At 65.0% G+C, this 26,486-nt stretch carries 30 protein-coding genes, 1 tRNA gene and 2 pseudogenes; 18 read left to right on the top strand and 15 right to left on the bottom strand.

Features of this window, described 5'->3' with window-relative positions:
* Positions 1-226 precede the first annotated feature (226 nt).
* The 5 genes from F6X37_RS23010 to F6X37_RS22990 all read left to right on the top strand — a co-directional run bounded on the left by F6X37_RS23010 (position 227) and on the right by F6X37_RS22990 (position 5,679).
* The gene (locus F6X37_RS23010; protein ID WP_187612876.1) at positions 227-2,077 is read left to right on the top strand and encodes an alpha/beta fold hydrolase; all 1,851 of its coding nucleotides are present in this window, start codon (positions 227-229) and stop codon (positions 2,075-2,077) included.
* Positions 2,078-2,213: 136 nt separating this feature from the next.
* Entirely contained in the window at positions 2,214-3,356 is a 1,143-nt protein-coding gene (locus tag F6X37_RS23005) for a mannose-1-phosphate guanylyltransferase (RefSeq protein ID WP_187612875.1), read from the top strand.
* Positions 3,356-3,589, top strand: a complete 234-nt coding sequence (locus tag F6X37_RS23000; protein ID WP_090804338.1) for a hypothetical protein — start codon at positions 3,356-3,358, stop codon at positions 3,587-3,589. Before F6X37_RS23005 ends, F6X37_RS23000 begins: the two co-directional genes overlap by 1 nt.
* Before the next feature lie 140 nt (positions 3,590-3,729).
* A complete protein-coding gene (locus tag F6X37_RS22995) occupies positions 3,730-4,449 on the top strand; it encodes a FadR/GntR family transcriptional regulator (RefSeq protein WP_090804340.1) in 720 nt (239 codons plus the stop codon).
* A gap of 183 nt (positions 4,450-4,632) precedes the next feature.
* Complete coding sequence (locus F6X37_RS22990; protein ID WP_222944913.1) at positions 4,633-5,679, top strand: Gfo/Idh/MocA family protein; 1,047 nt, start codon at positions 4,633-4,635, stop codon at positions 5,677-5,679.
* A 34-nt stretch (positions 5,680-5,713) separates the two neighbouring features.
* Here F6X37_RS22990 and F6X37_RS22985 read toward each other — a convergent pair whose 3' ends face one another.
* The 7 genes from F6X37_RS22985 to F6X37_RS22955 form a co-directional block, all read right to left on the bottom strand.
* On the bottom strand, positions 5,714-6,373 hold the full coding sequence (locus tag F6X37_RS22985) for an amino acid ABC transporter permease (RefSeq protein ID WP_090804344.1): 660 nt from the start codon (positions 6,371-6,373) through the stop codon (positions 5,714-5,716).
* A gap of 195 nt (positions 6,374-6,568) precedes the next feature.
* Entirely contained in the window at positions 6,569-7,363 is a 795-nt protein-coding gene (locus tag F6X37_RS22980) for a cystine ABC transporter substrate-binding protein (protein ID WP_090805719.1), read from the bottom strand.
* A gap of 105 nt (positions 7,364-7,468) precedes the next feature.
* A complete protein-coding gene (locus tag F6X37_RS22975) occupies positions 7,469-8,491 on the bottom strand; it encodes a quinone-dependent dihydroorotate dehydrogenase (RefSeq protein ID WP_090804346.1) in 1,023 nt (340 codons plus the stop codon).
* Positions 8,492-8,617: 126 nt separating this feature from the next.
* Positions 8,618-9,463 carry an arginyltransferase gene (locus F6X37_RS22970; RefSeq protein ID WP_184029302.1) on the bottom strand — a complete coding sequence of 282 codons (846 nt, stop codon included), beginning with the start codon at positions 9,461-9,463 and terminating at the stop codon, positions 8,618-8,620.
* A gap of 101 nt (positions 9,464-9,564) precedes the next feature.
* Positions 9,565-10,302 carry a leucyl/phenylalanyl-tRNA--protein transferase gene (gene aat / locus F6X37_RS22965; RefSeq protein WP_184068639.1) on the bottom strand — a complete coding sequence of 246 codons (738 nt, stop codon included), beginning with the start codon at positions 10,300-10,302 and terminating at the stop codon, positions 9,565-9,567.
* A gap of 9 nt (positions 10,303-10,311) precedes the next feature.
* Positions 10,312-10,857, bottom strand: a complete 546-nt coding sequence (locus F6X37_RS22960; protein WP_090804352.1) for an NUDIX hydrolase — start codon at positions 10,855-10,857, stop codon at positions 10,312-10,314.
* 359 nt (positions 10,858-11,216) lie between these two features.
* A tRNA-Met gene (locus tag F6X37_RS22955) sits at positions 11,217-11,293 on the bottom strand.
* A 223-nt stretch (positions 11,294-11,516) separates the two neighbouring features.
* On the opposite strand from F6X37_RS22955, the gene F6X37_RS22950 reads away from it, so the two are divergent.
* The gene (locus F6X37_RS22950; protein ID WP_184043993.1) at positions 11,517-12,014 is read left to right on the top strand and encodes a heme-degrading domain-containing protein; all 498 of its coding nucleotides are present in this window, start codon (positions 11,517-11,519) and stop codon (positions 12,012-12,014) included.
* Positions 12,015-12,018: 4 nt separating this feature from the next.
* Entirely contained in the window at positions 12,019-12,357 is a 339-nt protein-coding gene (locus tag F6X37_RS22945; RefSeq protein ID WP_184068636.1) for a DMT family transporter, read from the top strand.
* Between the two features lie 46 nt (positions 12,358-12,403).
* On the opposite strand, the gene F6X37_RS22940 is transcribed toward F6X37_RS22945, so the two are convergent.
* Complete coding sequence (locus F6X37_RS22940; RefSeq protein ID WP_090805720.1) at positions 12,404-12,793, bottom strand: hypothetical protein; 390 nt, start codon at positions 12,791-12,793, stop codon at positions 12,404-12,406.
* Between the two features lie 82 nt (positions 12,794-12,875).
* Positions 12,876-13,067 (bottom strand): hypothetical protein, encoded by a 192-nt coding sequence (locus F6X37_RS22935; protein ID WP_184029291.1) that lies wholly within the window; start codon positions 13,065-13,067, stop codon positions 12,876-12,878.
* A 303-nt stretch (positions 13,068-13,370) separates the two neighbouring features.
* On the opposite strand from F6X37_RS22935, the gene F6X37_RS22930 reads away from it, so the two are divergent.
* Together F6X37_RS22930 and F6X37_RS22925 are read left to right on the top strand one after the other, a co-directional pair.
* Positions 13,371-13,658 carry a hypothetical protein gene (locus F6X37_RS22930; RefSeq protein WP_090804360.1) on the top strand — a complete coding sequence of 96 codons (288 nt, stop codon included), beginning with the start codon at positions 13,371-13,373 and terminating at the stop codon, positions 13,656-13,658.
* A 197-nt stretch (positions 13,659-13,855) separates the two neighbouring features.
* The gene (locus F6X37_RS22925) at positions 13,856-14,140 is read left to right on the top strand and encodes a DUF1488 domain-containing protein (protein WP_184029285.1); all 285 of its coding nucleotides are present in this window, start codon (positions 13,856-13,858) and stop codon (positions 14,138-14,140) included.
* Between the two features lie 93 nt (positions 14,141-14,233).
* On the opposite strand, the gene F6X37_RS22920 is transcribed toward F6X37_RS22925, so the two are convergent.
* Positions 14,234-15,208 carry an NAD-dependent epimerase/dehydratase family protein gene (locus F6X37_RS22920; protein WP_187612874.1) on the bottom strand — a complete coding sequence of 325 codons (975 nt, stop codon included), beginning with the start codon at positions 15,206-15,208 and terminating at the stop codon, positions 14,234-14,236.
* 144 nt (positions 15,209-15,352) lie between these two features.
* Here F6X37_RS22920 and F6X37_RS22915 point away from each other — a divergent pair, with 144 nt between their 5' ends.
* Positions 15,353-16,201 (top strand): TetR/AcrR family transcriptional regulator, encoded by an 849-nt coding sequence (locus tag F6X37_RS22915; protein ID WP_187612873.1) that lies wholly within the window; start codon positions 15,353-15,355, stop codon positions 16,199-16,201.
* A 46-nt stretch (positions 16,202-16,247) separates the two neighbouring features.
* Positions 16,248-17,384, top strand: a complete 1,137-nt coding sequence (locus F6X37_RS22910) for an enoyl-CoA hydratase/isomerase family protein (protein WP_187612872.1) — start codon at positions 16,248-16,250, stop codon at positions 17,382-17,384.
* Positions 17,385-17,448: 64 nt separating this feature from the next.
* Here the strand turns inward: F6X37_RS22910 and F6X37_RS22905 are convergent, their stop codons facing one another.
* Positions 17,449-17,874 (bottom strand): hypothetical protein, encoded by a 426-nt coding sequence (locus F6X37_RS22905; protein ID WP_090805723.1) that lies wholly within the window; start codon positions 17,872-17,874, stop codon positions 17,449-17,451.
* A gap of 530 nt (positions 17,875-18,404) precedes the next feature.
* Between F6X37_RS22905 and ssuD the strand changes: the two genes are divergently transcribed.
* The 4 genes from ssuD (at position 18,405) to F6X37_RS22885 (ending at position 21,777) form a co-directional block, all read left to right on the top strand.
* Positions 18,405-19,565: an FMNH2-dependent alkanesulfonate monooxygenase gene (gene ssuD, locus F6X37_RS22900; RefSeq protein WP_187612871.1), complete on the top strand. Its 1,161-nt coding sequence runs from the start codon at positions 18,405-18,407 to the stop codon at positions 19,563-19,565.
* Between the two features lie 74 nt (positions 19,566-19,639).
* The gene (gene ssuC / locus F6X37_RS22895; RefSeq protein WP_187612870.1) at positions 19,640-20,488 is read left to right on the top strand and encodes an aliphatic sulfonate ABC transporter permease SsuC; all 849 of its coding nucleotides are present in this window, start codon (positions 19,640-19,642) and stop codon (positions 20,486-20,488) included.
* On the top strand, positions 20,485-21,504 hold the full coding sequence (locus F6X37_RS22890) for an ATP-binding cassette domain-containing protein (protein ID WP_187612869.1): 1,020 nt from the start codon (positions 20,485-20,487) through the stop codon (positions 21,502-21,504). The genes ssuC and F6X37_RS22890 overlap by 4 nt, the downstream gene beginning before the upstream one ends.
* Before the next feature lie 57 nt (positions 21,505-21,561).
* On the top strand, positions 21,562-21,777 hold the full coding sequence (locus tag F6X37_RS22885) for a molybdopterin-binding protein (RefSeq protein ID WP_008922916.1): 216 nt from the start codon (positions 21,562-21,564) through the stop codon (positions 21,775-21,777).
* A gap of 35 nt (positions 21,778-21,812) precedes the next feature.
* Here the strand turns inward: F6X37_RS22885 and F6X37_RS37045 are convergent, their stop codons facing one another.
* Entirely contained in the window at positions 21,813-22,073 is a 261-nt protein-coding gene (locus F6X37_RS37045) for a hypothetical protein (RefSeq protein WP_090804375.1), read from the bottom strand.
* A 239-nt stretch (positions 22,074-22,312) separates the two neighbouring features.
* Between F6X37_RS37045 and F6X37_RS22875 the strand changes: the two genes are divergently transcribed.
* On the top strand, positions 22,313-22,510 hold the full coding sequence (locus F6X37_RS22875) for a hypothetical protein (RefSeq protein ID WP_013089281.1): 198 nt from the start codon (positions 22,313-22,315) through the stop codon (positions 22,508-22,510).
* A gap of 147 nt (positions 22,511-22,657) precedes the next feature.
* Positions 22,658-22,900, top strand: coding sequence for a DUF6566 family protein (locus F6X37_RS22870; protein ID WP_018418205.1), 243 nt, complete (start codon positions 22,658-22,660; stop codon positions 22,898-22,900).
* A gap of 224 nt (positions 22,901-23,124) precedes the next feature.
* On the opposite strand, the gene F6X37_RS22865 is transcribed toward F6X37_RS22870, so the two are convergent.
* From F6X37_RS22865 to F6X37_RS22855, 3 genes and pseudogenes are all read right to left on the bottom strand, one after another.
* Positions 23,125-23,394, bottom strand: a complete 270-nt coding sequence (locus F6X37_RS22865) for a hypothetical protein (protein WP_018418204.1) — start codon at positions 23,392-23,394, stop codon at positions 23,125-23,127.
* Positions 23,395-24,134: 740 nt separating this feature from the next.
* Positions 24,135-24,952 (bottom strand): IS5 family transposase gene (locus F6X37_RS22860; RefSeq protein WP_187612867.1). Its coding sequence is split into 2 segments (ribosomal slippage): positions 24,135-24,604 and positions 24,604-24,952, totalling 819 coding nucleotides; the frame shifts between segments, so codons are not numbered across the junction.
* A 126-nt stretch (positions 24,953-25,078) separates the two neighbouring features.
* Positions 25,079-25,699, bottom strand: a pseudogene (locus tag F6X37_RS22855) (zinc-ribbon domain-containing protein); the annotation flags it as partial.
* A 163-nt stretch (positions 25,700-25,862) separates the two neighbouring features.
* On the opposite strand from F6X37_RS22855, the pseudogene F6X37_RS22850 reads away from it, so the two are divergent.
* Positions 25,863-26,251: pseudogene (locus tag F6X37_RS22850) on the top strand (DDE-type integrase/transposase/recombinase); the annotation flags it as partial.
* Between the last annotated feature and the right edge of the window lie 235 nt (positions 26,252-26,486).

Here is a 26,486-nt window from a genome sequence, read left to right as displayed (position 1 = left end):
ATGCTCGCGGCACGCTGCACGCAGCCGCCGGCATCGACCACAGCGCATGAGCGACGTGATCCGCCGCGCGTCGGTCCACGCGCGGGGCATGCTGCACTGCACAGCACGCTCATCGACACACGCCAGCGCAGCGCGATTCGGAACCCAAACTAATGTGGCGCGACGCACATATGCGCGAGAGCACCTTTGTTGTAATCATTTGAAAAGGAAGAGTAAGGAGCGGACCGTGAGACCCATCGTCTTCGACGGCAAATTCGGCTGGTTGCATCCAGCGAACGGCCCGGATGGCGTTGTGATGTGTTCCCCGTTTGGCTACGACACGCTGTGCACGTATCGCGGCATGCGCCGGCTCGCCGAGCGCCTCGCCGCGCGCGGCATGCCAGTGCTGCGCTTCGACTACCCGGCGACCGGCGATTCAGCCGGCGACCCGACCGACGCCGGCCTGTGGCGCGCGTGGATCGACAGCGTGAAGCAGGCGGTCGCGCAACTGCTCGAGGCGACCGGCGTCGAGCGTGTCAGCGTGTGTGGTCTGCGTCTCGGCGGCATGCTGGCCGCGCTTGCCGCGCAGGAACTTGGCGATGTGCACGGTCTCGTGCTGATGTCGCCGGTGCTGTCGGGCAAGACTTACCAGCGCGAATTGCGCGCGCATTACCGGCAGTGGTTGAACGATCCGGCCGCGATGGATTGCGTGGTCGAGCCCGATACCGACGAGTTCGTCGAAGCGTATGGCTTTCGCATGTATCGCGACACGCTGCAAAGCCTGCACGCGGCGGATCTGTATCGCGCGACGAGCCGGCCGGCCGCGCGCGTGCTGCTGCTCGATTCACTGAACCCGGCTCGCGCCGGTGCGCTCGCCGCGCATTACAGCGAACATGGCGTCGAGCTCGAGCGTCACCCGTTCGACGAATACAGCCGCTTCATGATGGAGCCGCTCGAAAGCGAAATACCGCACGCCGCGTTCGAGACCATCGAGAACTGGCTGCTGGCGGGGAACGCGCAAACGGCCCAAACGGTGGCGCGCGTGCCTGAGCGAGGCGAAGAGCCGGCGGGCGGCCACTATGTCGAGCCGAGGCTGCACGAGACGCCGGTGTGGCTGAACGAGGGCAAGGTGTTCGGCATCTACTGCCGGCCCGACGGCGCCGCGGCGGCGCGCGCCCCGGCGGTGCTGCTGCTCAATACCGGCGCGGTGTCGCGGATCGGCAATGGGCGTTTCGGCGTACATTTCGCGCGGCGTCTCGCACGCCAGGGGATCGCGTCGCTGCGCATCGACGTCCGTGGTGTCGGCGACAGCATGCCGTCGTGCGACACGTTGAGCCTCGACGCGCTGTACTCTCAGTCGAGTGTCGGCGACGCCGCGTACGCGTCGCGCTGGCTTGCCGCGCGCGGTCATGCGGGCGCGCTGCTGCTCGGCATCTGCTCGGGCGCCTACACCGGCCTGCATGCGGCGATGCGCGAAGCGGCGGTGGTGGGCGCGGTGATCGTCAACGTGCAGAAGTTCAGATGGCGTAACGTCTGCGACGAACACGGCAAGCCGATGATCCCGGTGTCCGCGTTCGGCTCGACGCGCAACTACATGCGCTCGATGAAGCAGCCGGGCAAATGGCTGCGCGTGCTCAAGGGCGAGACGGGCGGCTGGGGCCTCGTGCGCGAGCTGGTGGTACGCCAGCTCGCGCGGACCGGCGAAACGCTGGCCGACCGGATCGAGCAACTGTGTGGCCTCGAATTCGGCGCGCGTGACGAGCGGCATCTGTTCGCGAACCTGGAAGCACGGGGCGTCGACACGCACCTGGTGTTCGGTGTGCTGGACGAAGGCGTCGAGGAGCTCGAGCGCTACTTCGGCGTGCGCGGCACGCGGCTCGCGCGCTTCACGCGCATTCACGTGGCCTTCTGCAAGCACACCGATCACGCGATCCTGTCGTCGGTGGCGCAGGAAAACATCATGTCGTACGTCGAGAACGTCTATCGCGGCGGCTTCACGAAGCTGCGTCAGCCCGACAGCGCGGCGCTCGACGGCGAGCTGCACAGGCACGATGAACATCGCGCAGCGGGGGCGTTGCGTCCGTTCGGAGAAGCATAGGGAGCACGCGGACAGACAGGGGCGCCCAAGCCGCAGTGTGTGTCGCGCGCATACGACTGAACACGCTTGCGACCACGAGGCACTTGCTGGCGTCATGTCGGCCCGTGAACAGGATCTGGATTCGACAGGATCGCAAATGAATCGAATGGTAGAACCAGGTAATTCGCCCGCGCCGCAGGCTGGGACCGCCGCCGCGCTGCGCGAACTGACCGTGCAACCGGTGATTCTCGCGAGCGGCTCCGGTGCGAGGCTGTGGCCGCTGTCGCGCGAACGCAATCCGAAGCAGCGGAGCGGGCTGATGGGCGACCAGTCGCTGCTCGAAGCGACGCTGCGCCGGCTCGACGATGCGTTCGACCCGGCCGCGCCCGACGCGGCCCGCACCACGCCGCCCGCCGCGCCGCTGGTGGTCTGCTGCGAGGAACTGCGGCTGCCGACGCTCGAGCGCGTCGAGCAGTACCGCAAGCCGGTGCGCATACTGCTCGAACCGATGGCGCGCAACACCGCTCCGGCGCTGACTGTCGCGGCGCTCGCCGCGCGCGCGTCGGCCGCGGCCGGCGACGATCCGATGCTGGTCGCGCTGCCCGCCGATCATCCGATCGACGATCAAGCGGCGTTCGGCGCGGCGCTCAACGAAGCGCTCGCGCATGCTTCGCGGGGCGCGATCGTCACGCTCGGCGTGCCGCCGCAGCGCGCGGCGACCGGCTACAGCTATATCCGCACCGCCGCGGCCTTGGGAAACCGGGGCGCGCGGACGATTGAGCGTTTCGTCGAGAAGCCCGATGCCGAGCTGGCCGAGCGCTACTTCGCGTCGGGCGAGTACTGGTGGAACAGTGGCATGTTCGTGGTGCGCGCGTCGGTGTGGCTCGACGCGATCGGCCTGTGCCGTCCGCTGATCGCGGCGGCCTGCAAGGACGCATTCGCAGGCGCGAGCATCGACGAGGCCGGCGCGCTGCATCTCGCGCGCGACGCGTTCGCCGCGTGTCCGTCCGACTCGGTCGACTATGCGGTGATGGAGCGCATCGGCACCGACGCGCGTCTCGTCGGCGTGACGGTGCCGCTCGACGCGGGCTGGTCGGACCGCGGCGCCTGGGACTCGGTGTGGGACGCGTCGAGCAAGGACGGCGACGAGCGCTTCCTGCTGTCGGAGAATCAGTCGACGTTGATTCCGCTGGGCGTCAGGCATCGGCTCGAAAATGCTGGCAAGACGCCGCTGGAAATTATCGAGGTGCATTCGGACGGCGATCCCGGCGAAGACGACATCGTGCGCTTGCACGGCTGATGGACGCCGAGCTGTTCGGCGTCAGCGTGCTGTCGGAGGCGCAGGAGCCGATCTTTGTTCGCCGGAACACGCAGGCGTCCGACCACGTCCGTGCAAATCAGACAATTTCATCACGCCAACGTGCGAATGCGCACAATTCAAACCCCACAACGCAGGCACGCTTTGACGAGCGAGCTTTGTGCCTGGCGAAACAGATGGCGTTACACGAACGAAACAAATCTTCAGAGGGATAACCCTGTCAGGAAGTGTCCCACTGGCGCATCCGTTTCGAAGCTTGCAACGTATCGAAAAACGATTCTATTGGCATAACAGATACGTACGGGCCCTTCAATCAACAGGCCACGCGGGGTCAACACCGCTTCGGGGATATGTCATGGAACACGCAAACAAGGATCGCTCGTTGGTGAGCAAAGTCATGGACGGGCTGGTCAGCGGCATCGTCGAGGAAAAATACGGCGCGATTCTGCCGCCGCAGGATGTGCTGTCGAAGGAATTCGATGTGAGCCGCACCGTGATGCGCGAGGCGCTATCGATGCTGCTCGCGCGCGACATGCTCGACGTGCGGCCGAAGATCGGCACGCGCATCCGGCCGATGAGCGACTGGCGCATGATCGACGAGGACGTCGTCAATTGGCGTTTCCGTGCAAAGCCCGATCCGATGTTTCTGCGTGACGTGATCGAGTTTCGCATGCTGATCGAACCGCGCGCGTCGGCGCAGGCGGCCGCGCGCGGCAGTGCCGCGGAAGTCGCGGCGATTCGCGAGGCGTTCGAGGCGTTTCGCATGATCCGTCCGGGCGAGGCCGGCTATCAGGAAGCCGACGAGCTGTTCCATACGCGCATCGTGATCGCGAGCGGCAACCAGTTCTTTAAGCAGATGGCGGCGATCATTCGCGGCGCGCTGTCGACCCTCAATCCGGTCGTGCACGACCGGGAAGGGCTGTGGGAGAGTGCGATCGCATCGCATCAACGCGTCATCGAAGCGATCGAGCGGCGCGATCCGAAGGAGGCCGAGATCGCTGCGCTCGCGATGATCGATTACGCGGCCGAGGAGGTCGGCGGGCGGTTTTCCGCGGAGCCGCCGGCGCGGGTTTGAGCGTGATTGCGAGCGCGGGCTGAGCGTATCTGTCAATGTCCGGCGGGAGCGGCGGGGTGGGGTGTCGAAGGTCGGTGCGCGGCAGTGATGCCGGATGGGTCGATCGGCCGGGTTCGCCGCGTTCGCAAGCGGCATCGGTGACAATAGCGGCTGTTCCGAACCGCATGGACCTTTGCACACACGATGACAGATACGACAGCGGCACCGCACGCAGCCAGCACCCAACCGACCGATCGGGCAGCGCAGGACACCGCTTCATCGCGCGAGATCCGCTGGGGGATCGTCGGCACCGGCCGGATTGCGCGCCGCTTCGCGCAAGGGCTCGCGTTCGTGCCGCGGACGCGGCTCGCGGCGCTGTGGTCGCGTCGCGTGGAACCGGCCCAGGCGTTCGCCGATGAATTCGGCGGCGCCGTCTGCGACAGTATCGACACGCTGCTCGCGAGCGGCATCGACGCGCTCTATATCGCGACGCTGCAGGACAGTCACGCCGACTATGCGATCGCCGCGTTGCAAGCGGGGCTGCACGTGCTGTGCGAGAAACCCGCGTGTATCAATCGTCCGCAGCTCGAGCGCGTGCTCGACTCCGCGCGCGCTTCGCAACGGCTCTTCATGGAAGCGATGAAGCCGCCGTTCTATCCGCTCTACAGAAGGTTGCGCGAGCACCTCGCGGCCGAGCCGATCGGCGAGGTCGGGCTCGTGCGCGCGGGCTGCTCGGTGCCGGGCGTGCCGGCCGATCATCCGTCGCTGTCGTTCGAGCATGCGGGCGGCGCGCTGCTCGATATCGGCATCTACGAGATGTTTCTCGCGGTCGACTGGCTCGGCGCGCCACGCGACGTGCAGACCTTCGGCCGGCTTGGCGCGACCGGCGTCGATACGTTCGCGAGTCTGAACAGCCAGCACGAGCGCGGCGGTATCGCGCAGCTATTCTGCGGGCTCGATCTGCATGGCAAGGGCGATGCGCTGCTGATGGCCCAAGGCGGTCACGTGACGCTGCACGAGCCGTGGTGGAACCCGTCGCGCGCGACGATCCGTTATGCGGATGGCCGCGTCGTCGAACTCGACGAACCGTTCGAAGGCGGCGGCTTGAACTACGAGACCGCGCACTTTTGCGAGCTGATCCGCGCGGGTGTGCTGGAGAGTCCGCTGATGCCGCACGACACGTCGCGACAGATGATTGCGATGGCCGATGCGGCGCGCGCGGCGTTGGGGCTCAAGTTCGCTGGGGAATGAGCCGCTGGGGGCAACGAAAGGGAGTGGGCGGCGCTCAGTGCCGCGTCGGCAGCGACAGCCGCCGCTCGTACCAGCGCTGTGCCCACTCGAGCACTTGACACAGCACCCAGTACACGGCCGCGGCCGCAAGATAAAGCGGCAGCGGCTGGTAGGTCGACGCGATGATTTCCTGCGCGCTGCGCAGCAACTCGGTCACCGTGATGACGGACACGAGCGAGGTGTCCTTGATCAGGCTGATCAGGCTGTTCGACAGACTCGGCACCGCGATGCGCAGCGCCTGCGGCGCGATCACGTAGCGCAGCGTCTGACGCCGCGACAGCCCGAGGCTGTACGAGGCGAGCCACTGGCCCTGGTGGATGCCCAGAATCGCGCCGCGCATGCTCTCGGACAGATACGCGGCGACGTTCGCCGACAGCGCGATCACGCCGGCCGGCGTCGGATCGAGCGAAATGCCGAAGCTCGGCAGACCGTAGTAAATCACGAAGATCTGCACGAGCAGCGGCGTGCCGCGCATCACGCTCACATAGACGCGCGCGATCCAGTTCAGCGGACGGCTGTGGCTGATGCCCATCAGCGCGAGCATGGCACCGCCGATCAGGCCGAAGATCATCGACAGGATCGCGAACTTGATCGTCAGCAGCGCGCCTTGTGCGAGCACCGGCACCGATTGGAGCAGCAGGGATGTGATGGACATGGGCAGTGTTCTTATTGACGCACAAAGCGCACATCATAAACTTTGGCGCGCGCTCAGGCGCGGGCCGCGCGATGCGGCTTGGGGTATACGCGGCGCGCGGTTCGGCTCCCGCGGCTCCCGCAGCTCGCGTGGGCCGCAAAAAGCGCGAAGGGCGGCATCGTGATCGATGCCGCCCTTCGTTCGACTCCACGCGTGTTACTTGATCGGCTTGCTGACGTCGATGCCGAACCACTTGTCCGAGATCTTCGTGAAGGTGCCGTCCGCTTCGAGCTGGGTCATTGCGTCGTCGATCGCCTGCGCGAACTTCGGGTTGCCCTTTCTGAACGGAATGCCCGACGGGTTGCCCGGGCCGACGTTCGCGCCGGTGCGCAGCGGCAGGTTCGAGTTCTTCAGCAGGTACGCGAGCATCAGACGGTCGTTCAACGCCGCGTCGAGCCGGCCGGCGGCCAGATCACGCAGGTATTCGGGTGCGCCCGGGTAGGTCTTCACGTCGATGCCCGGCACTGCCTTCGCCATGTCCATGTAGTTCGTGCCGAGACCGACGCCGAGTTTCTTGCCCTTCAGGTCTTCGAGCGAGGTGAACTGGCGCGTGTCGTTCTTGCGCTGGATCAGTTGCGCCGCCGAGTACGTGTACGCCGGCGAGAAGTCGAGCGTCTGCTTGCGGGCGTCGGTGATGCCGACCTGGTTGACGATCACATCGAACTTGCCCGCCTGCAGACCGGCGATGATGCCGCTCCACTCGGTCGTGACGAACTCGGGCTTCACGCCGAGCCTGGCCGCGACCGCCTTGGCGATGTCGACGTCATAGCCGACCAGCTCGCCCGACGGCGCTTTCGAGTTGAACGGCGGGAAGGTGCCTTCGAGACCGATACGCAGCGTGCCGCGCTGCTTGACCTGGTCGAGCAGGTCTTCCGCGTGCGCGGTAACGGCGCTCAGCGACGCGCCGATCAGCGCGGTGGCGAGGAGCTTCTTCAGCAGGCCGAATTTCATCGTGTTCCTTGTACGTCTGATGTTTTGACGGTCGAGAGCATAGCAAACAAGCCTATCGCAACCTAAATACCGTTTGTTTATGTCTATATGCGGCGACGCGGATGCCTAGCGCAACGCCTGCGCGCATTCGGCGACGAGCGCCGGACCGCGGTAGATGAAACCAGTATAAAGCTGCACCAGCGACGCGCCGGCCGCGAGCTTCGCGCGCGCATCGTCGCCCGAGAAAATGCCGCCGACGCCGATGATCGGCACCGCCTCGCCGACTTCGGCGCGCAGCTTGCGGATCACCTCGTTCGACGCGTCGAACACCGGCTTGCCCGACAGGCCGCCGGCTTCGTCAGCATGCCGCATGCCGGCGACGGCGGTGCGCGACAGCGTAGTGTTGGTCGCGATGACGCCTTCGAATTTGTGGCGCAGCAAGGTGTCGGCGATCGACTTGATCTGCTCGTCGTCGAGGTCGGGCGCGATCTTCAGTGCGAGCGGCACGAGCTTGCCGTGCATGTCGGCGAGTCTTTGCTGCTTGTCCTTCAGCGCGGCGAGCAGCGCGTCGAGTTCGTCGGCGCCCTGCAGCTGGCGCAGGTTCTTCGTATTCGGCGACGAGATATTGACCGTCACGTAGCTCGCGAACGGGTACACGCGCTCGAGGCAGTACAGATAGTCTTCAGCGGCGCGCTCGATCGGCGTGTCGGCGTTCTTGCCGATATTAAGACCGAGGATGCCGCGATAGCGCGCGGCCTGGACGTTCTTCACGAACTGGTCGACGCCGGCGTTGTTAAAGCCCATCCGGTTGATCACCGCGTTCGCCTGCGGCAGCCGGAACATGCGCGGACGCGGATTGCCCGGCTGCGCGCGCGGCGTCACGGTGCCCACTTCGATGAAGCCGAAGCCGAGCGCCGCCAGACCGTCGATGCACGCGCCGTCTTTGTCGAGGCCCGCCGCGAGTCCGACCGGGTTTCGGAACGTCAGGCCCATCAGGGTGCGCGGCGAATCCGGCACGCGCGACGCGAGCGCGCCGGCGAGGCCGGTGCGACCGGCGGCGCCGAGCATGCGCAAAGTCAGATGGTGAGCGTCTTCCGCGTCCATGCGAAAGAGTTGGGCGCGAACGAGCGGATAAAGGGAGCTGAGCACGGGATGAAGCCGGACGGCCGGAAAATGGGAACCCGCTATTTTACCGGCTTTGGGCTTTGATGAGACTGGTGGGCCGTTGCTGGCGACGAGCAGGACCCGGCAACGACTCGACGGACGGCGCCTCGACTACGGCCTGAGCGGCCCGCGTCGTCCATGCATCGCGAAATCGACCGGCGGCAGGTCGATGCTGGCCGGATCGAGCACGCGCCACGCGCCGTCGATCAAGCCTTCGAGCGGCCGGAAATTCGCCTTGTACGCCATTTTCGGGCTTTCGCGAATCCAGTAGCCGAGATACACGTACGGCAGGTTCAGGCTGCGCGCCTGCTCGATCTGCCAGAAGATGTTGTAGGTGCCGAAGCTCGCGTGCGGCAGGCTCGGCTCGAAGAACGTGTACACCGACGACAACCCGTCGCCGAGGATATCGATCATGCTGATCATGCGCAGCGCGCCCCGCGCATCAGGTCGCCCGTCAGGTCGCCCATCGGGCTGCAGCGGCGCTGGCTCACGAAACTCGACGAGCCGCGAGTTGATCCGGCTTTGCAGCAGGAACTGCTCGTACTGGTCGCGGCTGTCGCGATCCATGCCGCCGCCCGCGTGGCGCGCCGACTGGTAGCGCATATACAGCGCGTAATGCTCCTCGTCGTAGTGCAGCGGCGCGACGGTCGCGATCAGGTCGCCGTGCTTTCTCCATACACGCCGCTGCGTGCGGTTCGGCTGAAAACGCTCGACCGGCACGCGCACCGGCACGCACGCGCGGCAGCCGTCGCAATACGGGCGATACGTGAACACGCCCGAGCGCCGGAAGCCTGCCTTGACGAGGTCGGTGTAGACGTCCGAATTGATCAGGTGACTGGGTGTGGCGACCTGCGAGCGCGCGATGCGGCCGTCCAGGTAACTGCAGGGATAGGGCGCCGTTGCATAAAATTGCAGCGCGGAAAGCGGAGAAAGAGGCAGCTCGTTGGGGTGAGTCACGTTGGCAGCTCTCGAAGCGTCTCTGGTAATGCAAACCCGGCACGCCCGGCGGTTGATGCCGCTATTCGATGGGCGGCGGACCGGATTCGGCCTGATTTTTCCTACGCCGCCCGCGCGAGGATGTCGAGCAGGGCGGTCTTGTCGAAGCGCCACGGAATGGCCGGCGCGCCGACAGACGCGCGAACATGCGCGACAAACGCCTTGCGCGCTATCTCGCGGCCGCCGAGCGACGCCAGATGCGACGTGTTCTGCTGGCAGTCTATCATTTCTATTTCGTGACGTCGCAAGTGGCCGACCAGCGCGGCCAGCGCCATTTTCGAGCCGTCGGTGACGTCGGTGTACATCGATTCGCCGAAGAACATCCGCCCGAGCGACACGCCATACAATCCCGCTACACGCTTGCCCTCGAGCCAGGTTTCGATGCTGTGCGCGTCGCCCAGGCGGTGCAGCGACGAATAGGCTTCGACGACGTCGGCGGTGATCCACGTGCCGCGCTGACCGTGGCGCGGCGCCTGCGCGCAGGCGCGCATCACGGCGGCGAAATCGTGATCGACGCGGATTTCCCACGCGTCGTCGCGCAACACGCGCTTGAGCGTCTTGCGCAGCGATGGCGACACCTTGAACTCGGCGGGGCGCAGGATCATGCGCGGATCGGGGCTCCACCACAACACCGGCTGGCCGTCCGAATACCACGGGAAGATGCCGCGCCGATACGCGTCGATGAGGCGCGACGGCAGCAGATCGCCGCTTGCCGCCAGCAGACCGGGCGCGCCGCTCGCGGCGCCGAGCGCGCGCTCGACGGGCGGAAACGGGTCGTCAGCTCCGAGCCAGGGAACCATGCGCGCCGCTCAGCCTTCGCGCAGGGAGCGGAAGATGTCGCCGGTATGCAGGCCGAAACTGCCGGCCGCGCGGTCGGCGAAAAAAAAGCGCAGCGTCTGGCCGACGGTCGGAAACGCGATCTCGTCCCACGGAATCTCGTGCTCCTCGAACAGCTTCACTTCGAGGCTTTCCTCGCCGGCGACGACGTCGAGATCGAGCAGCCGCGCCATGTAGAACAGATGCACCTGATGCACGTGCGGCACATTCAGCAGCGAAAACAGGTTCTGCACCTCGACGCGGGCGCCGGCTTCCTCGAGCGTTTCCCGCGAGGCGGCTTCGGCCGTCGTTTCTCCCATTTCCATGAAGCCGGCGGGCAGTGTCCAGTAACCGTAGCGCGGCTCGATCGCGCGACGGCACAGCAGCACCTTGTCGTCCCACACGGGAACGGTGCCGACCACGTTACGCGGATTCTGATAATGCACGGTGCCGCAACTGCCGCATACGAAGCGCTCGCGATTGTCGCCCGGCGGAATGCTCAGACTGACGCCGTGGCCGCAGACAGAACAGAATTTCATTGGAAAGGGGACGAGAAAGGGTGATAGGAGTTTATCACCGGGGCGAGGGATTACTGAGGCGCCGACAGGGGCTGCGCGAGACGACGTCCAAGGCGGCGAGCGCCGTCGTGTCTGACATTGATTGACAGTCGATTTTTGGATGCGCTGATGGCATCGGTCCTGATGGTTGCGATGGAGGCCGTCGCGTCCACCGCAGTCATCTTTTCTCTCTTGTACATTGCCCCGTAGCTTGGCGCATCATTCAGTTGACGCGTTTTTTTCGCCTGAGGGTGGGGCGGTCAAGGGGATCGCCAGACCAAGGCCACAAAAACAAAAAAGGGTTACACGCCAATGCGTTGTAACCCTTCAATGATTTCGGTTGGTTGCGGGGGTAGGATTTGAACCTACGACCTTCGGGTTATGAGCCCGACGAGCTGCCAGACTGCTCCACCCCGCGTCCGTCGAAGAAAAGATTATAGACCAGCCATACGACCAGCGCAATAGCCATGTAAGAATTGGCTTCATTGCGCTTCGCTCTGCCCGCGCGACGTCGCCTATCGGAAAGGCTCTGGAAAGCCGTGCGCGGACGCTGCGCTAGAATTCAGATTCTCCACGCGGCTCGCCGGATCTTCACGACGGCGGCCCCTTTGACTCTGATGCCCCGACCCGTTCTGAACCCCATGGATATCGCTCACGACCTGCAGGTCATCGCCATTCAGGAAAAAACCCTCGTGTTTCCCCGCTTCGATGCCGACCGCGCGTGGCAAGTCGGCGCGTATCTGCACGAAGTCGCGAAAGCGCGCGGCATTGCCGCTGCGATCGACGTGCGCACGTTCGGCCAGCCGCTATTCTTCAGCCTGCTCGACGGCGCGACGCCCGACAATGTCGACTGGGCGCGCCGCAAGGGCAACACCGTCGCGCAATTTCGCCGTAGCTCGTACGCGATCGGTCTGAAAATGCAGCTCGCGGGCGCGACGCTCGCCGACAAGCACGGACTGCCGGCCACCGAGTACGCATCGCACGGCGGCGCGTTTCCGCTGGCGGTGGAAGGGGCGGGCGTGATCGGTTCGATCACGGTGTCCGGTCTGCCGCAGCGCGCCGATCATGAACTCGTGGTCGAAGCGCTGTGCGCGCATCTCGGTCACGACTACGGCAAGCTCGCGCTCGCGAAAAACTGACGCAATGCGCGTACCCCCGTATGCGCTGCTCGCGATCGCGATCGTCGCCGAAGTGATCGCGACTTCCGCGATGCGGGCCTCGGACGGCTTTTCACGGCTGCTGCCGTCGATGGTCGTCGTGCTCGGCTACGGCATCGCGTTCTATTGCCTGTCGTTGACGCTCCGAAGCATTCCAGTTGGCATCGTCTACGCGATCTGGTCCGGCGCGGGCATCGTGCTGATCACGCTGGTCGCGCTAGTGCTGTACCGGCAGGTACCCGACGTGCCGGCGATCATCGGGCTGGGATTGATCGTCGCTGGCGTCGCGGTGTTGAATCTCTTTTCGAAGATGCAGGCGCATTGAGCGCCCGCGCCAGCCGCCGCGATTGCCGCCAGGCACGTAAATCGACTTACTTGCAGCGCACGATCATCGAGCGGCCCTTCACGTTCGCCGACGCCACGTTCGTGACGCTGCCGCCGGCGGTGCCGCCTTCGTCGTTGTCCTTCGACACGATGTCGTAGCCGGTCGCGCCGCAGGCCTTACCCGCTTGCACGTAGCACGAGGCCCAACTCGAGCCGGCGTCGGCGCCGCTGCAGTTGACCGCGAAGCCGGTCTGGCCGTTGGGCAGATTGATCAGCGTGGTCGTGTTCGACGACGCGCAGCCGCCCAGTCCCGCGGCGAGCAGCAGCGCGGCGGGCAAGGCGGCCGACAGCGACGCGCGACGCACGAGGGCAAGCGCGGCGCTGGATCGGAGGCGGTGGAATCGGCCGGCGCGTCGCGGTTGCGTCGTGAATTGCATCGTGTTGTGTCCTTTCATTCAGATAGAGGGGGGCTGCCGGGCCGGGTCGGCCGCTGTGGAGCGCGAGGGCGCGCGTCACGGCTCAGGTCATTTCGACCGTGATGCCCGCCGCGTTGAGGAGCCGCCGGGCTTCCGCGCCTTCTTCAGTGGCTGCGTCTTCCCAGATGCCGATCGCTTTCGGGATGTCGATGCCGTGACTTTCGGCGTACTCGAACCAGCGGTTCGCCGCATCCGGCTCGGGCAGTTCATGATCCTGCAGAAAATATTTTCCCATATTGCGCTCGCTGGCCTCGAAATGGCGTCGTAACAGGTACCGTGCGACGGCATGGAGCATGCCGGTATGGACCGTTCGACCAGCGCGCGCGGCTGAAGTGCGGCGCGGCTCTTCGGCGCGGCTCTTTTGGCGCGGCGCGGGGGGCGCGTCTCGCGAGCAGAACTTATCGCGCTGCAACGCGCCTTATCGTTATGGGACGGGCCGCCCGCACACACCCAGTGCAGCGGCGCGCCGCATGCTGAAGCATCAGGGCGGCGCCGTTGCGACTGGCGCCAGCTCTGCAACCGCAACAGGAGGACGAAGATGGCTGAACGGGTCAGTGGCCCTTATCGCGGCTATTACATCAGCGCCGCCGCTCGCCTCGTGCCAGGGGGCAGCACGTCGGGCCCGTCGGGCGACGCGCACACCAAAGCGGACGGTACTTACGTCGGCACGGTCAGCCTCGCCGAGCTCGGCCCGGACGATCCGCACCGGATGGAAACGCTGCTCGAGCTCGGCGACCGGCAACGCTTCGACAGTGAAGAAGAGGCGCTCGCGTTCGTCGAACGGGCGGCCCGCGAGTATGTCGACCGATTGCTGGATGGGCCGTGAGCGTGTCGGCGATTTCCGTGCAAAGGGCCCGCCGATGGGCTCGCCAAGGCAGCGCGCGATGCCCTGAATCAGGCGCTCGCGCGCGCTGGACCGTGATCCGGCGGCGCGAGTACCATAGCGGGACTTGCGAGGATCGGCGGCGCGCAGGGCCTTCCGCGCAAGCTACGTTCCCGCCGCCAACTTCTGACGAGGCGACCATGAAAATCCGTTTTCCCGAAGACGCGCCTGCTTACCGCGACTCCAACCTGACCGTCGTGTTTTCCGCGCTGGTGGACGGTGAGCCGGTGCCGTGCGCGATCTCGGTGGAAGCGCTCGAGGATCATTTCGGCGCTTACAGCGAGGACCTCGACGGCTGGCTGCGCGCGTTCGATGCGGGCCGGCCGCGCATCGAGGCCGTTGCGCGTGAGCATCTGCAGATCAGTAACGGCACACCCGTGCTGCTCAAGAGTGGCCACTTTCCGCCGGGGCAGATGGCAGGCTAAGCGGACCTGCCGACGGACCGTTGGCGCCAGAGGCCGGGTGCAGGTCCATCTCTGCGGTTTTCATTTCACCTACGCATCGCCAACGCCTTGCCGCTAATTCATGTCGCGTGCCGGCACTACCTCGCGCGCCGCTTCGAAGCACCGCCTGATCCCTTCCTGATACGACGTCTTCCTGAGCGGCCCGATCAACGTCGCCAGCGCCGAATCATCGAGCACGACCGGCTCGGTCATCAGATAGTTCATCTCGACCAACTCGCGCATCAGCGGATTGAATAACCCGAGCACGCGCAGCATGCCCTTGCCGGCCACCATCAGCTTCGGCCCGGAGCCCGCGAGCGCGTAGGCCTCGCGAGCCACCTCGCGCTGCGTGATCGTGCCGGCGCCCGCGAGATGCCACCAGCGGCCGTAGGCTTCGGGCGTGCGCGTAAGTCGTTCGACCACGGGACCGACATCCGGCAGATAGATGAATTCGTGCGGTACGTCGACGGGACCGAGCACCTGCGCGCGCTTGCCGGTAGCGGCGCCAACGAAGACACCGTGCAACAGGCTGCGCTCGACCCCCGGTCCGTAGAAATCGGGCAGTCGCAATACCAGCGTTTCGAAACCTTTCTGGCCATGCGCGGCCAGCACGAGCTTTTCCTGTTCAAGCCGCATGCGGCCCTTGAACGTGTGCGGCTCGCGCGGATGATCTTCGCGGACCGGGTTGCCGCGCGCGCGGCCATACGGATACACGGTGCCGATCAGAATGAAGCGCTCGACACCGGCGGCCGTCACGCCAGCCAGCGTTTTCTCCATCAACCGCGGGTGCTGGGCGAACTGGTCGTAGGGCACGCCGACGAGGTAGATCACGGTCTGCAGACCGGCGGCCGCGGCGCGGATCGAGGCGGGGTCGTCGGGGTTCCAGGTGACGATCTCCGCGTGCGGGTCGTCACCGAAAGTCCGTTGCAATACCTCGCGCGAGCGGCCGACCACCCGGTAATCGCGGCCCGCCGCGCCAAGCGCCGTCGCGATACTTTGACCCGCAGCGCCCGCTGCACCGAATAAACCGACCTTTCCCGTGGTTTGCATGACGACTCCCTCAGATGGCGGCGCGACATCGTCGCGCGCTCGTGGCTGCTCGATTTGACATATGAAAATTTAATGAACATTGTTCAGTAAACGATGTTCAGTTTAAATTGACTTTTCAGTTTGTCAATCTGAAAATTGCGAGTCATGGGAATCGCCGAACGAAAAAACCGCCAGAAGCAGGCACTGCGCGAACGCATCCTCGATGCCGCGCGGCGCATCGTCGTGGGCGAGGGCTTTGCCGCGCTGTCGATGCGCAAGATCGCTGACGCGATCGAATATTCGCCCGCCACGTTGTATCTGCATTTCGCGAGTCGCGACGACATCGCGCGGGCCTTGTGCGCCGAAGGCTACGCGCAGTTGCTCGCGACCTTCGTGCCGCTCGTGCGGATCGCGGACCCCGCCGAACGGCTGAAGGCGCTCGGGCGCGCGTACGTCGCGTTTGGCGTCGAGCATCCTGAAACGTACCGGCTGATTTTCATGGAGGACCCGAGCTATACCGGCGCGGCACTCAGGGGCGGGGTTGGCACTGGCAAACACGACGGCAACACGGGCGACACAAGCGCGAACGCCGGGACCGCTGGTTCGACCGCCTCCCTGGGCAACGCCGCCGGCGGCGTTGCCGACGACGACCCCGACGAGGCCGCGCTGCACATCATGATCGACGCGCTCGACGAGTTGCGAGCAGCGGGGCGTCTGTCGGCGTCGGTCGCATCGATGGAGCCGGCCATCTGGGCCGAGGCGTTGTGGGCGAGTCTGCATGGCATCGTCGCGCTGAATCTCACGTGCCCGGTGTTTCCGAGCGCGCCGCTCGAGACGCTCGTCGGCGTGACGCTCGACGCATGGCTCGGTGTGCCGCAGGCCGTGGCGGCGGGCGCATCGAACAGCGCCGCAGTCCGCGGCAAAAAAACCGTCGCGCGGCGCCACGCCAAGTCGGCCGGCTCCACGGACCCGGCCCCCGAGCTCCCCACCAAACGCAAAGCGGCAGGCCCGTGATAACGTTCGGTTCCACCTCATGCCGCGCCGCCGCGCCCAGTTCTCCATGTCCACGTCCGCCTTGCCCGCCACTAGCGACGAAATCGCGACCCACGTAGCCAACCGCATCGGTCTCATCGAACTGGAGCGGCCGAAAGCGCTGAACGCGCTGTCGACCGGCATGATCCGCGCGATCCACGCGGCGCTCGACCAGTGGCGCGAGAACCCCGAGGTGCTGGCCGTCGTCGTGCGCAGCCGGCACGAGCGCGCGTTCTGCGCGGGCGGCGACATCCGCTTCATGTACGAAGCGGCGCAAACCGGCGACCAGGAGGCGCGCGATACGTTCTTCAGCGAGGAATACCGGCTCAATCACGCGATCTTCGTGTATCCGAAGCCGTATATCGCGTTGATGAACGGCATCGTGATGGGCGGCGGCATGGGCATTTCGCAGGGCGCACATCGCACCGGCGGCCTGCGCGTCGTCACGCAATCGACGAAGATGGCGATGCCCGAAACCCGTATCGGCCTCTTTCCGGATGTCGGCGCGAGCTGGTTTCTCGCGCGCACGCCCGGCGCGATCGGCCGCTATCTGGCGGTGACCGGCGCGACGATCGGCGCGGCCGACGCGCTGTACGCGGGCCTCGCCGATGCCTACATCGACGACGCGGCGTTGCCCGCGCTCGTCGATAGGTTGAGCCGCGAACCGTTCGAGCGCGGTGCTGATGTGGTTGCGTGCGTCGAGCGCGAGACGCTCGCGTATCAGGTCGCGCCGCGGCCCGAGGAGAGCGCGCTCGCGAAGGCGCGGACGTTGATCGACCGGCATTTCGCGCTGCCCGACGTCGCGCGGATACTCAAGTCGCTCGAACAGGAACGCGAGCGCGGTGGCGACGCGGCGGAGTGGGCCGAGCAGACGATCGCGGTGCTGCGCGAGCGCTCGCCGCTGTCGATGGCGGTCTCGCTCGAAGTGGTCACGCGCGCGGAAGGGTCGATGGCCGACGTGCTGCGCACTGATCTCGATCTGACGCGCTCGAGCTTTCTGCGCGGCGATACGGTGGAAGGCATTCGCGCACGCATCATCGATAAGGACAACGCGCCGTGCTGGCGTTTCGCGCGCATCGAGGACGTCAACCGGGCCGATGTGGAGCAGATGTTCGACAGCCCGTGGCCGGCGAACGAGCACCCGCTGGGCGCTCTGCGCGGGTGAACGCGCGGCCTCGCGAACCCGTCCGCGCGAATCTACGCGTTGCGCGAATTCATGTTAGCCGCGCTTATTCCTCTGCCTCGCTCGCCATGAACGCGCGCATGAACACGAGCGCACCCCAGCCCCACATCGCGTTCGCCGTGAAGCCCACCGCGAGGCGCGGCAGCATGTTGCCGCTCGGCCAGATGCCGCGCAGCGGATCGACGACGAACACGCTCGCCGCCGTCAGCACGATGCCGCCGAACACGAACGCGGGTACCCACGGCGCGCGCCGATGCGGCGCAACGCGCAGCAGCCAGGCCATCAGCACGGCCCAGCACGCGCTCCAGATTGCGTTCGCGATGAACTCAGGCAGGCCGAGCGGCAAAAACGGCGCGGTCGAAAAACCGCTGGGGTCGATCATGCCGGCAGCGTGCATCAGCGCCAGCGTCGATTCGCGAAAGAACAAAGAAGCCAGAAAACCGGCGACGAACGGCAGAATAATTTTTTGCATGCATTGCACCGGCAACGTACAGGCGACTCGCAAGACCTGTACCGGGTGATTGGAAACGAGCGCCATTATATCGACCGGGGTTGGGCGGCCGGGGCCGCGTGTATAAAGCGCAACAACCGTATGCGGTAGAACCGGGCTAATCACGAAAGCGGAAATCCTAAGCTCAATAAAATCGTTCAAAAGCCGCGGACCGCTCCATAGACTGTTTCCTCATGCAGACGGCTCGGGTGTCGCCGTCATCCGATAAATCGAGCGCATCACGCGCACGTTGGTCGAGGAAAGCCGTCGCAATGTCGAGCCTCACACCGAATCTCCGTTGTCGCAGGGCTCACGCGCGGTCGTGTTCGCGGTGTCGTCCGCCAGGCGCATAGCCTTCATCGATTTGACGCAGTTGCCGATGGCCTGAGTCCATCGTCCGTTTCTCAATCCTTCAACGCGTCGCAGCGCCTTGCCGGTTGCCGGCTCGATGCGCGCGGCCGGCGCTCGCGCTCACCGTTTTTATTACGTCAGGGACAGACAGGAGTAACAACATGAATGTGTTCTGGTTCATTCCGACTCACGGCGACAGCCGCTATCTCGGTACGTCCCAAGGCGCACGCGCAGCCGACTACGACTACTTCCGGCAGATCGCCGTCGCCGCCGACACGCTCGGCTACGAGGGCGTGCTGCTGCCGACCGGCCGCTCGTGCGAGGACGCCTGGGTCGTCGCGTCGAGCCTGATTCCCGTGACGCAGCGGCTGAAGTTCCTCGTCGCGATTCGCCCGGGGCTGTCGTCGCCGGGACTCGCCGCGCGTATGGCGGCGACGTTCGACCGGCTGTCGAACGGGCGTCTGTTGATCAACGTGGTGACGGGCGGCGACGCGGCCGAACTGGCCGGCGACGGCGTGTTCGTCGATCACGACACGCGCTATGAAATCACCGACGAATTCCTGCATATCTGGCGCAAGCTGCTCGCCGCGTCGCACAGCAACGAAGCGATCGATTTCGACGGCAAGCATTTGCGGTCGAAGGGCGGCAAGGCGCTATATCCGCCGGTGCAAAACCCGCATCCGCCGCTGTGGTTCGGCGGCTCGTCGGCGGCCGCGCACGATATCGCGGCCGAGCACATCGACACCTATCTGACGTGGGGCGAGCCGCCCGAAGCGGTCGCGAAGAAGATCGCCGACATTCGCGCACGCGCCGCGGCGCGCGGCCGGCAGATTCGCTTCGGGATCCGTCTGCACGTGATCGTGCGCGAGACCGAGGAGGAAGCGTGGGCCGCGGCCGACAAACTGATCAGCAAGCTCGACGACGACACGGTCGCGCGTGCGCAGGCGTCGTTCGCGAAGATGGATTCGGAAGGGCAGCGCCGTATGGCCGCGCTGCACGGCGGCAGGCGCGGCGGGCGCGAGCAACTCGAAGTCTATCCGAACCTGTGGGCGGGCGTGGGGCTCGTGCGCGGCGGCGCGGGCACCGCGCTGGTCGGCAGTCCGGAGCAGGTGGCCGCGCGTATGAAGGAGTACGCGGCGCTCGGCATCGAGACGTTCATCCTGTCGGGCTATCCGCATCTCGAGGAATCCTACCGCTTCGCCGAACTCGTGTTTCCGCTGCTGCCGCAACGCTTCAGCAAGGTTGCCAACGGGCCGTTGTCGGGGCCGTTCGGCGAAATCGTCGGCACGAGCTATCTGCCGAAGGCGGCGAGCGCGAGTTGAGTGCGCGCATAGCGTGGGTCGCGCGGCTTGCGCGACACGCGCACGACGATCGACAGGCAAGGAGAAAAGCCAACATGAGTGACACCACTTTGGGCGCGGGAACGGCGGTAACCCCGCAGCCCGCGTCCACGGCGCGCGCTGCCGCGCTGCGCCGTTTCGGCGCGCACCTGCTGCCGTGGCTCGCGCCGATCGCGATCCTGCTCGCGTGGGAAATCGCCGCGCGCAGCGGAGCGCTGTCGACGCGCGTGCTGCCCGAGCCGCTCGCGGTCGTGAAGGCCGCATGGTCGCTGATCCAGTCCGGCGAAATGTGGGCCGACGTGAAGGTCAGCAGCTGGCGCGCGGTGTCGGGCTTCGGGATCGGCGGCGGCATCGGTCTGGTGCTCGGACTGGCGACGGGTCTCTTCAAACCCGCGGAAATCGTGCTCGATTCGACCGTACAGATGATCCGCAACATTCCCGCGCTCGCGATGATTCCGCTCGTGATCCTGTGGTTCGGCATCGAGGAACAAGCGAAGGTGTTCCTCGTCGCGCTCGGCGTGTTCTTCCCGGTCTATGTGAACACGTTTCACGGCATCCGTTCGGTCGACGCGAACCTGACCGAGATGGCGCGCAGCTATGGCGTCAAAGGTTTCGCACTGTACCGCCACGTGATTCTGCCGGGTGCGCTGCCGTCGATTCTGGTCGGCGTGCGTTTCGCGTTCGGTCTGATGTGGGTCACGCTGATCGTCGCCGAGACCATTTCCGCGCAATCGGGCATCGGCTACATGACGATGAACGCGCGCGAATTCCTGCAAACCGATGTGGTGGTGGTCGGCATTCTGCTGTACGCGGCGCTCGGCAAACTCGCGGACATGCTCGCGAAGAGCCTCGAGCGCGTGTCGCTGCGCTGGCATCCGGCCTATCAGCGAGGAGCAAAAGCATGAGCGCAACGACGCTATCGACGACGTTCGGCGGTATCGCGGGCAGCGATCTCGAGACCGAACTCGCGCAGCCGCGGCTCGCGGATCACGACGCGAACGAGGCTGCGCTGGTTGAGCGGGACGGGGCGGCGGTGGCGCATTGCGGCTCGCAACCGAGCTTGCAACCCGCCACCGCCCTGGCCCGCAGCGACGCGCGCCCCGCGAGCGACTACGCGGTGCAATTGCGCGGCGTCGGCAAGCGCTATGGCGAGCGCGAGGTGCTGTCGGGCTTCGATCTGTCGATCGAGCGGGGCAGCTTCGTCGCGATCGTCGGCCGCAGCGGTTGCGGCAAGTCGACCTTGCTGCGGCTCGTCGCGGGTCTCGAAGAAGCCAGCTCGGGTGTGCTCGAAAAGCGCGCCGGGAACGGCGGTCCGCTCGACACCCGCATCATGTTTCAGGATGCGCGTCTGCTGCCGTGGAAAAGCGTGCTGCAAAACGTGATGCTCGGCCTCGGCCGTGGCGCGCGCGACGATGCGCGCGCGGTGCTCGCCGAAGTCGGCCTGCTCGAACGCGCGAACGACTGGCCCGCGCAACTATCGGGCGGTCAGCGGCAGCGCGTCGCGCTCGCGCGGGCGCTCGTGCGTCGTCCGCAATTGCTGCTGCTCGACGAGCCGCTCGGCGCGCTCGATGCGTTGACGCGCATCGAAATGCACACGCTGATCGAAAGGCTGTGGCGCGAGCATCGCTTCACCGCGCTGCTCGTCACGCATGACGTGCACGAAGCCGTCGCGCTCGGCGAGCGGATTCTGCTGATCGAGGAAGGCCGCATCGCGCTCGATCAGCCGGTCGCGCTCGCACGTCCGCGCGCGCGGGCGTCGGCGGGCTTCGCCGCACTCGAAGACCACGTGCTGCAACGCGTGCTGAGAAACGCGCCGAACGACGACACGCTGGCGCATCGCGCGTATCAGCCCTATGACCCGTATGGCTTGCCCGAACCCGGTCGTCTCACGCGGCCGACCGAAGTGCGCTGGGCCGTCTGAGTTTTCCTGGCAAATCGATCCGATCCGTTATCAACTGCTTCTGTGGAGTGATCTGAAATGAGCATTTCCGCCATCAACGTGCGCAATCAGTTCAAAGGCAAGGTCAAGGAAATCATCCGCGGCTCGGTGGTGTCCGAGGTCGACGTAGAGACGCCGTTCGGTATCGTCACGTCGGTGATCACGACGCGCTCGGTCGACGAACTCGAACTGAAAGTCGGCTCGGAGGTGGTCGCGCTCGTGAAGTCGACCGAGGTGTCGATCGCGCGGCTTTGATGACGCTCCGCCAATGCGAGCGGCATGCGCAACGGCTATTTCGCGTTTGCGCCGCTGGCGGGCGGCTCGTGCGACATGTGGTCGTTGGTTGGCTTCGCCGGCCGCTTGATCGGCATGTTGTCCGGGTTGCTCGAACTGCCGGCGCCCGATGCCGCCTCGGGCGGTTTGGCCATCGGCGCATGGCTGTCCGGCGGCGCGCTGGGCGCCGTCTGCGCGACGGCGCTCGCGCCGCTCGCGAAGAGCGCCGCCAGCGCGGCGGCGGTGGCCGTCAACGTGGCCCAATTGCCTCGCTTCATGTCGTTCTCCTTCGATGTCACGTGCCGTCTGCAGACACGCGGCTGTGTGCACGATTAGCTAGTAGCAGGCCGCGTTCCGGGGCCGCTGCTGGCGCGTTGAGGCGTGCTCCTAACGGTCACGCCGGTTTCAGACGCCAATTGCCAGGCTCGACGCTCCGGGGAGCGGGCTCGTCAGGCGCACACCTGCATCCGCCGATGAAACTTGCTACGATGAATTGAGCATTCCGACGGAGACGGCCATGTCGAAGTCCTTGAGTCCTGAAGCGGTCGAAGCGTTGCGGCGTCTGAACGACGTCGGCGTCGGACAGACGGCGCCCGAAGTCGCGCAGTCCGTTGCGGCGGAGTTGCTGGCATGCGACCTGGTTGCCGAAGCGGGCAGCGGTGGGGTCGAAATCAACTGCAACGGCCGGCAGTATCTTTCCGGCGATTGCAACTGATCCGCTGATCGGCGGCCGGCCGCACGGCCGGTGTGTAGAGCGAGGCGGCGCGTCGCGGGTGAGTCGCGAGCAGGTGATTGGCCAGCGCGACGCCAGCTGGACGCGCGTGTCCGGCTACCCGCGATCAGCGAAACCACGGAGACGAGCATGGAGCCGAAGGGCGTCGACATGGGCGACTATCAGGCGCGCTATGGCGACTACGACATCGAGGTGGCGGTGGAACAGGTACTGACCGGCGTCAAGGCGCATTTCCGGGTGCTGCGCGACGATTCGACGGTGGTCGACTGGCAGCTCGTGCATATCGATAGCTTGTGGTCCACCGAGCATGCGGCCGCCGAGGCGGCTTTTCGCGCGGCGCGCGAATTGATCGATGCGGGGCTGGCGAGTTAGACGCGGATAGCCGCGTCGCGACGGAAGGGGACGCCGTGTTCGGATGAGGCAAGGAAGCGGCAGGCGCACGAGACAACGGTTGCAAACCGAACGCTAGCCGGGCAACGTACCGGGTACCACGGCTGCCGTAAATGCAACTGGGCGCCGGCATCGATACTGCATGCGCGGCGCCCAGTTTGATCGCTGCTTTCAGAGGCAGCGGATCTGACGGTACTGCTGGCGGCTTAGTGGCCGAAGAACACCGATTGCGGACCCGACGTGGGTTCGCTGCGCGTGCCCGATTGCGTCGACACGCTATTCACGCCGCCGTATGCATTCGATTGCGCGTTGGCGCGTTCAGCAGCGACGGTCTGCGCGTTCTGGCCTTGTTGCGAAGCCGGCGCGCCAACCGACGGACGGTAGTACGGTGCCGGACCGTAGCCGCTGGCGAAAGCGGGAGCAGCGATCGAGGCGGAAGCGGCAACCAGCAGGGCGGCGATAAACTTGGTCTTCATGGTAGGACTCCGATAACGTTTCGACAGCATTTCAGGAAGATGTTGCAGGAGCCAGTGAACCAGGTGTCTGCAACGTCGATGGAAGCCAGTGTATACCCCTACTATTGAAAATTTGTGCCGATAATCTGAAATTACTATTCCCAACGAAGAAACAATCGTTCAGACGTACGCGCCGCAAGGCTGACCGGTGAACCGGCCCTGTTGGCCAAGCGGTTTTTGAGAGTCGGGAGAAGGCGGGAAGGGATGATTGCGGGGCGGAAAACCGCACAGACATCGTGGAAAACGCAGAAGGCCGTCAGCAAAACAAAAACGGCGTTGTGATTGCTCACAACGCCGTTTGCTTGAATTCTGTGGGGTGGCTGATGGGACTCGAACCCACGACGACAGGAATCACAATCCAGCGCTCGAAGTGCCTCGAACCCGCGCCCTATAAGGCTTTTATGAATTAAATTCGGAACGAACCTGCACGTTCACCGACAGTAGCGCGTGGGTTTGCGCGGAGACGTTCCGAAAATGTCGTGCCGCAAAGGGGTATCCGGCTTGATCGTCTATGCCAGGGAAATCGGGGCTGTCGGGCCAGAGCAGTGCAGGCAGACCTTTCGAGTCTGTCGATGGCAGACAGTAAATGGTCGATCGTGAGCGGCTTGGAGAGCGTCAAGCAGCATGGCCGGTCGTGTTGCCTCATCGAAGCCGGACGTGGCGTCCGTCCCGAAGCGCAGTCTGCTTTTTTAGAGGTCAGTTCAAAAAGGCTGCTCCGTACGCCTGAAGCTGTTCCAGCAGACGCGGGCGCAGCCGAATTTCAAGAATGCTTCGTGAATGTCAGCTCGACGATCGAAGCGTATGCGAAGACGACGGAAGTTGTGGAGCCACAAGTGAGTCCGTTCAACGACCCAACGGAATTTGCCCAGATCACTCCCATGTTCAGTGCGGCGCCTTGCGATCACCGGTTTGATGCCGCGTTCGCGCAATCGTTGACGATGCGGATCGGAATCGTAACCACGATCGGCATAAATGACCTTGGGTTTCTGAAGTGGTCGGCCGCGCGCGCCGCGGATCGGGGGAATCGCGTCGACGAGCGGCAGCAGCTGGGTGACGTCGTTGCGGTTCGCGCCGGTCAGGATGGCGCTGATGGGAACGCCATTGGCGTCTACGAGGATGTGGTGCTTGGAACCGGGTCGCGAACGATCCGTGGGGTTCGGGCCAGTTTTTCGCCCGCCCCAACAGCTCGTACCGACGAGGAATCGACGGCAGCGTATGAAAGATCGATCTGCCCGGCCTCGCGCAACTTGTCGAGCAGCAGTTCGTGCAGTCGATCCCATACTCCTGCTTTGCGCCAGTCGTTCAGTCGTCGCCAGCAGGTCGCGCCGGAGCCAAAGCCCAATACGGTCGGCAGGTGGTTCCATCGCAGTCCGGTTTTCAACACGAACAGGATGCCATTCAATGCCGCCCGATCCGATACGCGTGGGCGACCAGGATGCTCTTTGCGCCGGGGCTTGGGCGGCGGCAGTAACGGTTCGAGCAGTGTCCACAATTCGTCATCAATGATCGGCGCTTCCATCCCTTGTCAAGCAATTCCTTGGCCTCTTGCAAGTCGGTGGTGTCGAAACCCTCCTTAAACCCGCCATAAACCTCGGACAGCGCTTGCCGGGCCTCCGCGATTTTGCCCTTGCGCTGCCAAAGCCGGGCCAAGCTCAATGCCGCGCGCAATTCCAGCGATCTCGCACCCTGATGGCGAGCCAATGCGATCGCTGTGGCGGTGCATCGCCTGCTGCATGCGCAGCGCCGCAAGGAGCGCGCGCTGCGGATGGCCTTCGTGCGCGATGGGCGCGCCGAACAAAGCGAGGATGCCGTTGCCCAGCGACTTGGCCACGTAGCCCTCGTAGTAGTGCACGGCTTCCATCATCAGGGCGGTGACGGGCTCGATCAGTCGATGAGCCTCTTCCGGATCCATGTCGTGGATCAACGCGGTGGAACCGGCCATGTCGGCGAACAGCGCCGTAACCGTTTTGCGTTCACCGGCGGCCTCACCTCTCGCTTCCATGGCCGCCTGCTCGGCGCGGATGCGTTCGGCGAGATGGTGTGGCATGTAATGAACCGGCGCTCTGGGTGGCTCTGTAACAGGCTGCGGACGCGGAGATGACGCGGCCGGCCCCTCGGGGAGGGGAGAGCCGCACTCATTGCAGAATCTGGCGGAAGGCGTCGCCTCGTGGCCACAGCGAGGACACGCGCGCGGCAGAATGGCTCCGCACGTTTCGCAGAATTTGGCTCCGGTGAGGTTCTCGTATCCGCAGATTGCACAGTGCATAGCAACATTTCCCTTGCCAGGCGCCGCATTTAAGCATTGTGCGCCGTGGGTCGGCAATCGATGTCGCTTGCCCAGACGGCGCGAATGCCCTATGGCCTGGAGAGGTCTTGTCGCGAAAAGGCGAGCCGCTATGCTGGCCGCGTGAAGGCGAACACTTTGATCAATGAAACAGAACCTGAATCCGGCCGTTGCAAAGGTGCTCAATCGCTTGCACTATTCGCTCGACGTCATCCTGATGTGCGTGCGGTGGTCGGTGGCCTATCCGCAGAGCCTGCGCCATCTTGAACAGATGATGGTCGAGCCCGGGATTGCGGTCGATCAGAGCGGGGAAGCCAACACCTTGACGATCGACCGGAGCGCCGCCAATCTCGCTGCGCTCGAAGCGATCAATGTCGATCGTGAAGCGACCATCAAGATCCGCCAGTCCATATATCTCAACACCGTGGTCGAGCACGACCATCGGGCGATCAAGCGACGCACGCGGTCCATGCTCGGGTTCAAGTTCTACGCTGTGCTCGGATCCTGCTGGCTGGCATCGGACTGATGCATCTGTTCCCGCAATGGCCAACGCCGTGTCAAAACGGTCTGGCACGATCCGGCGCCTCCGTTTCATTTGCAACACTCCCACCGCTCATGCGGCTTTCATTGTGTTGCATCGACCGGTTGAATCCGCCAATGGCAATGGAGACATAGGTTGGTTCTCGAATCCGACAGACTTCGCAAATATCGTGGACCGAATTCACGATTGATGCGATCGAATCTCGCATCAAATCGAGCCGCAAAACGA

The organism is Paraburkholderia sp. 31.1 (assembly GCF_014397645.1).
GTDB lineage: Bacteria > Pseudomonadota > Gammaproteobacteria > Burkholderiales > Burkholderiaceae > Paraburkholderia > Paraburkholderia tuberum.
The sequence above is the reverse complement of the archived record's forward strand: the minus strand, read 5'-3'. Positions and strand labels throughout refer to the sequence as shown.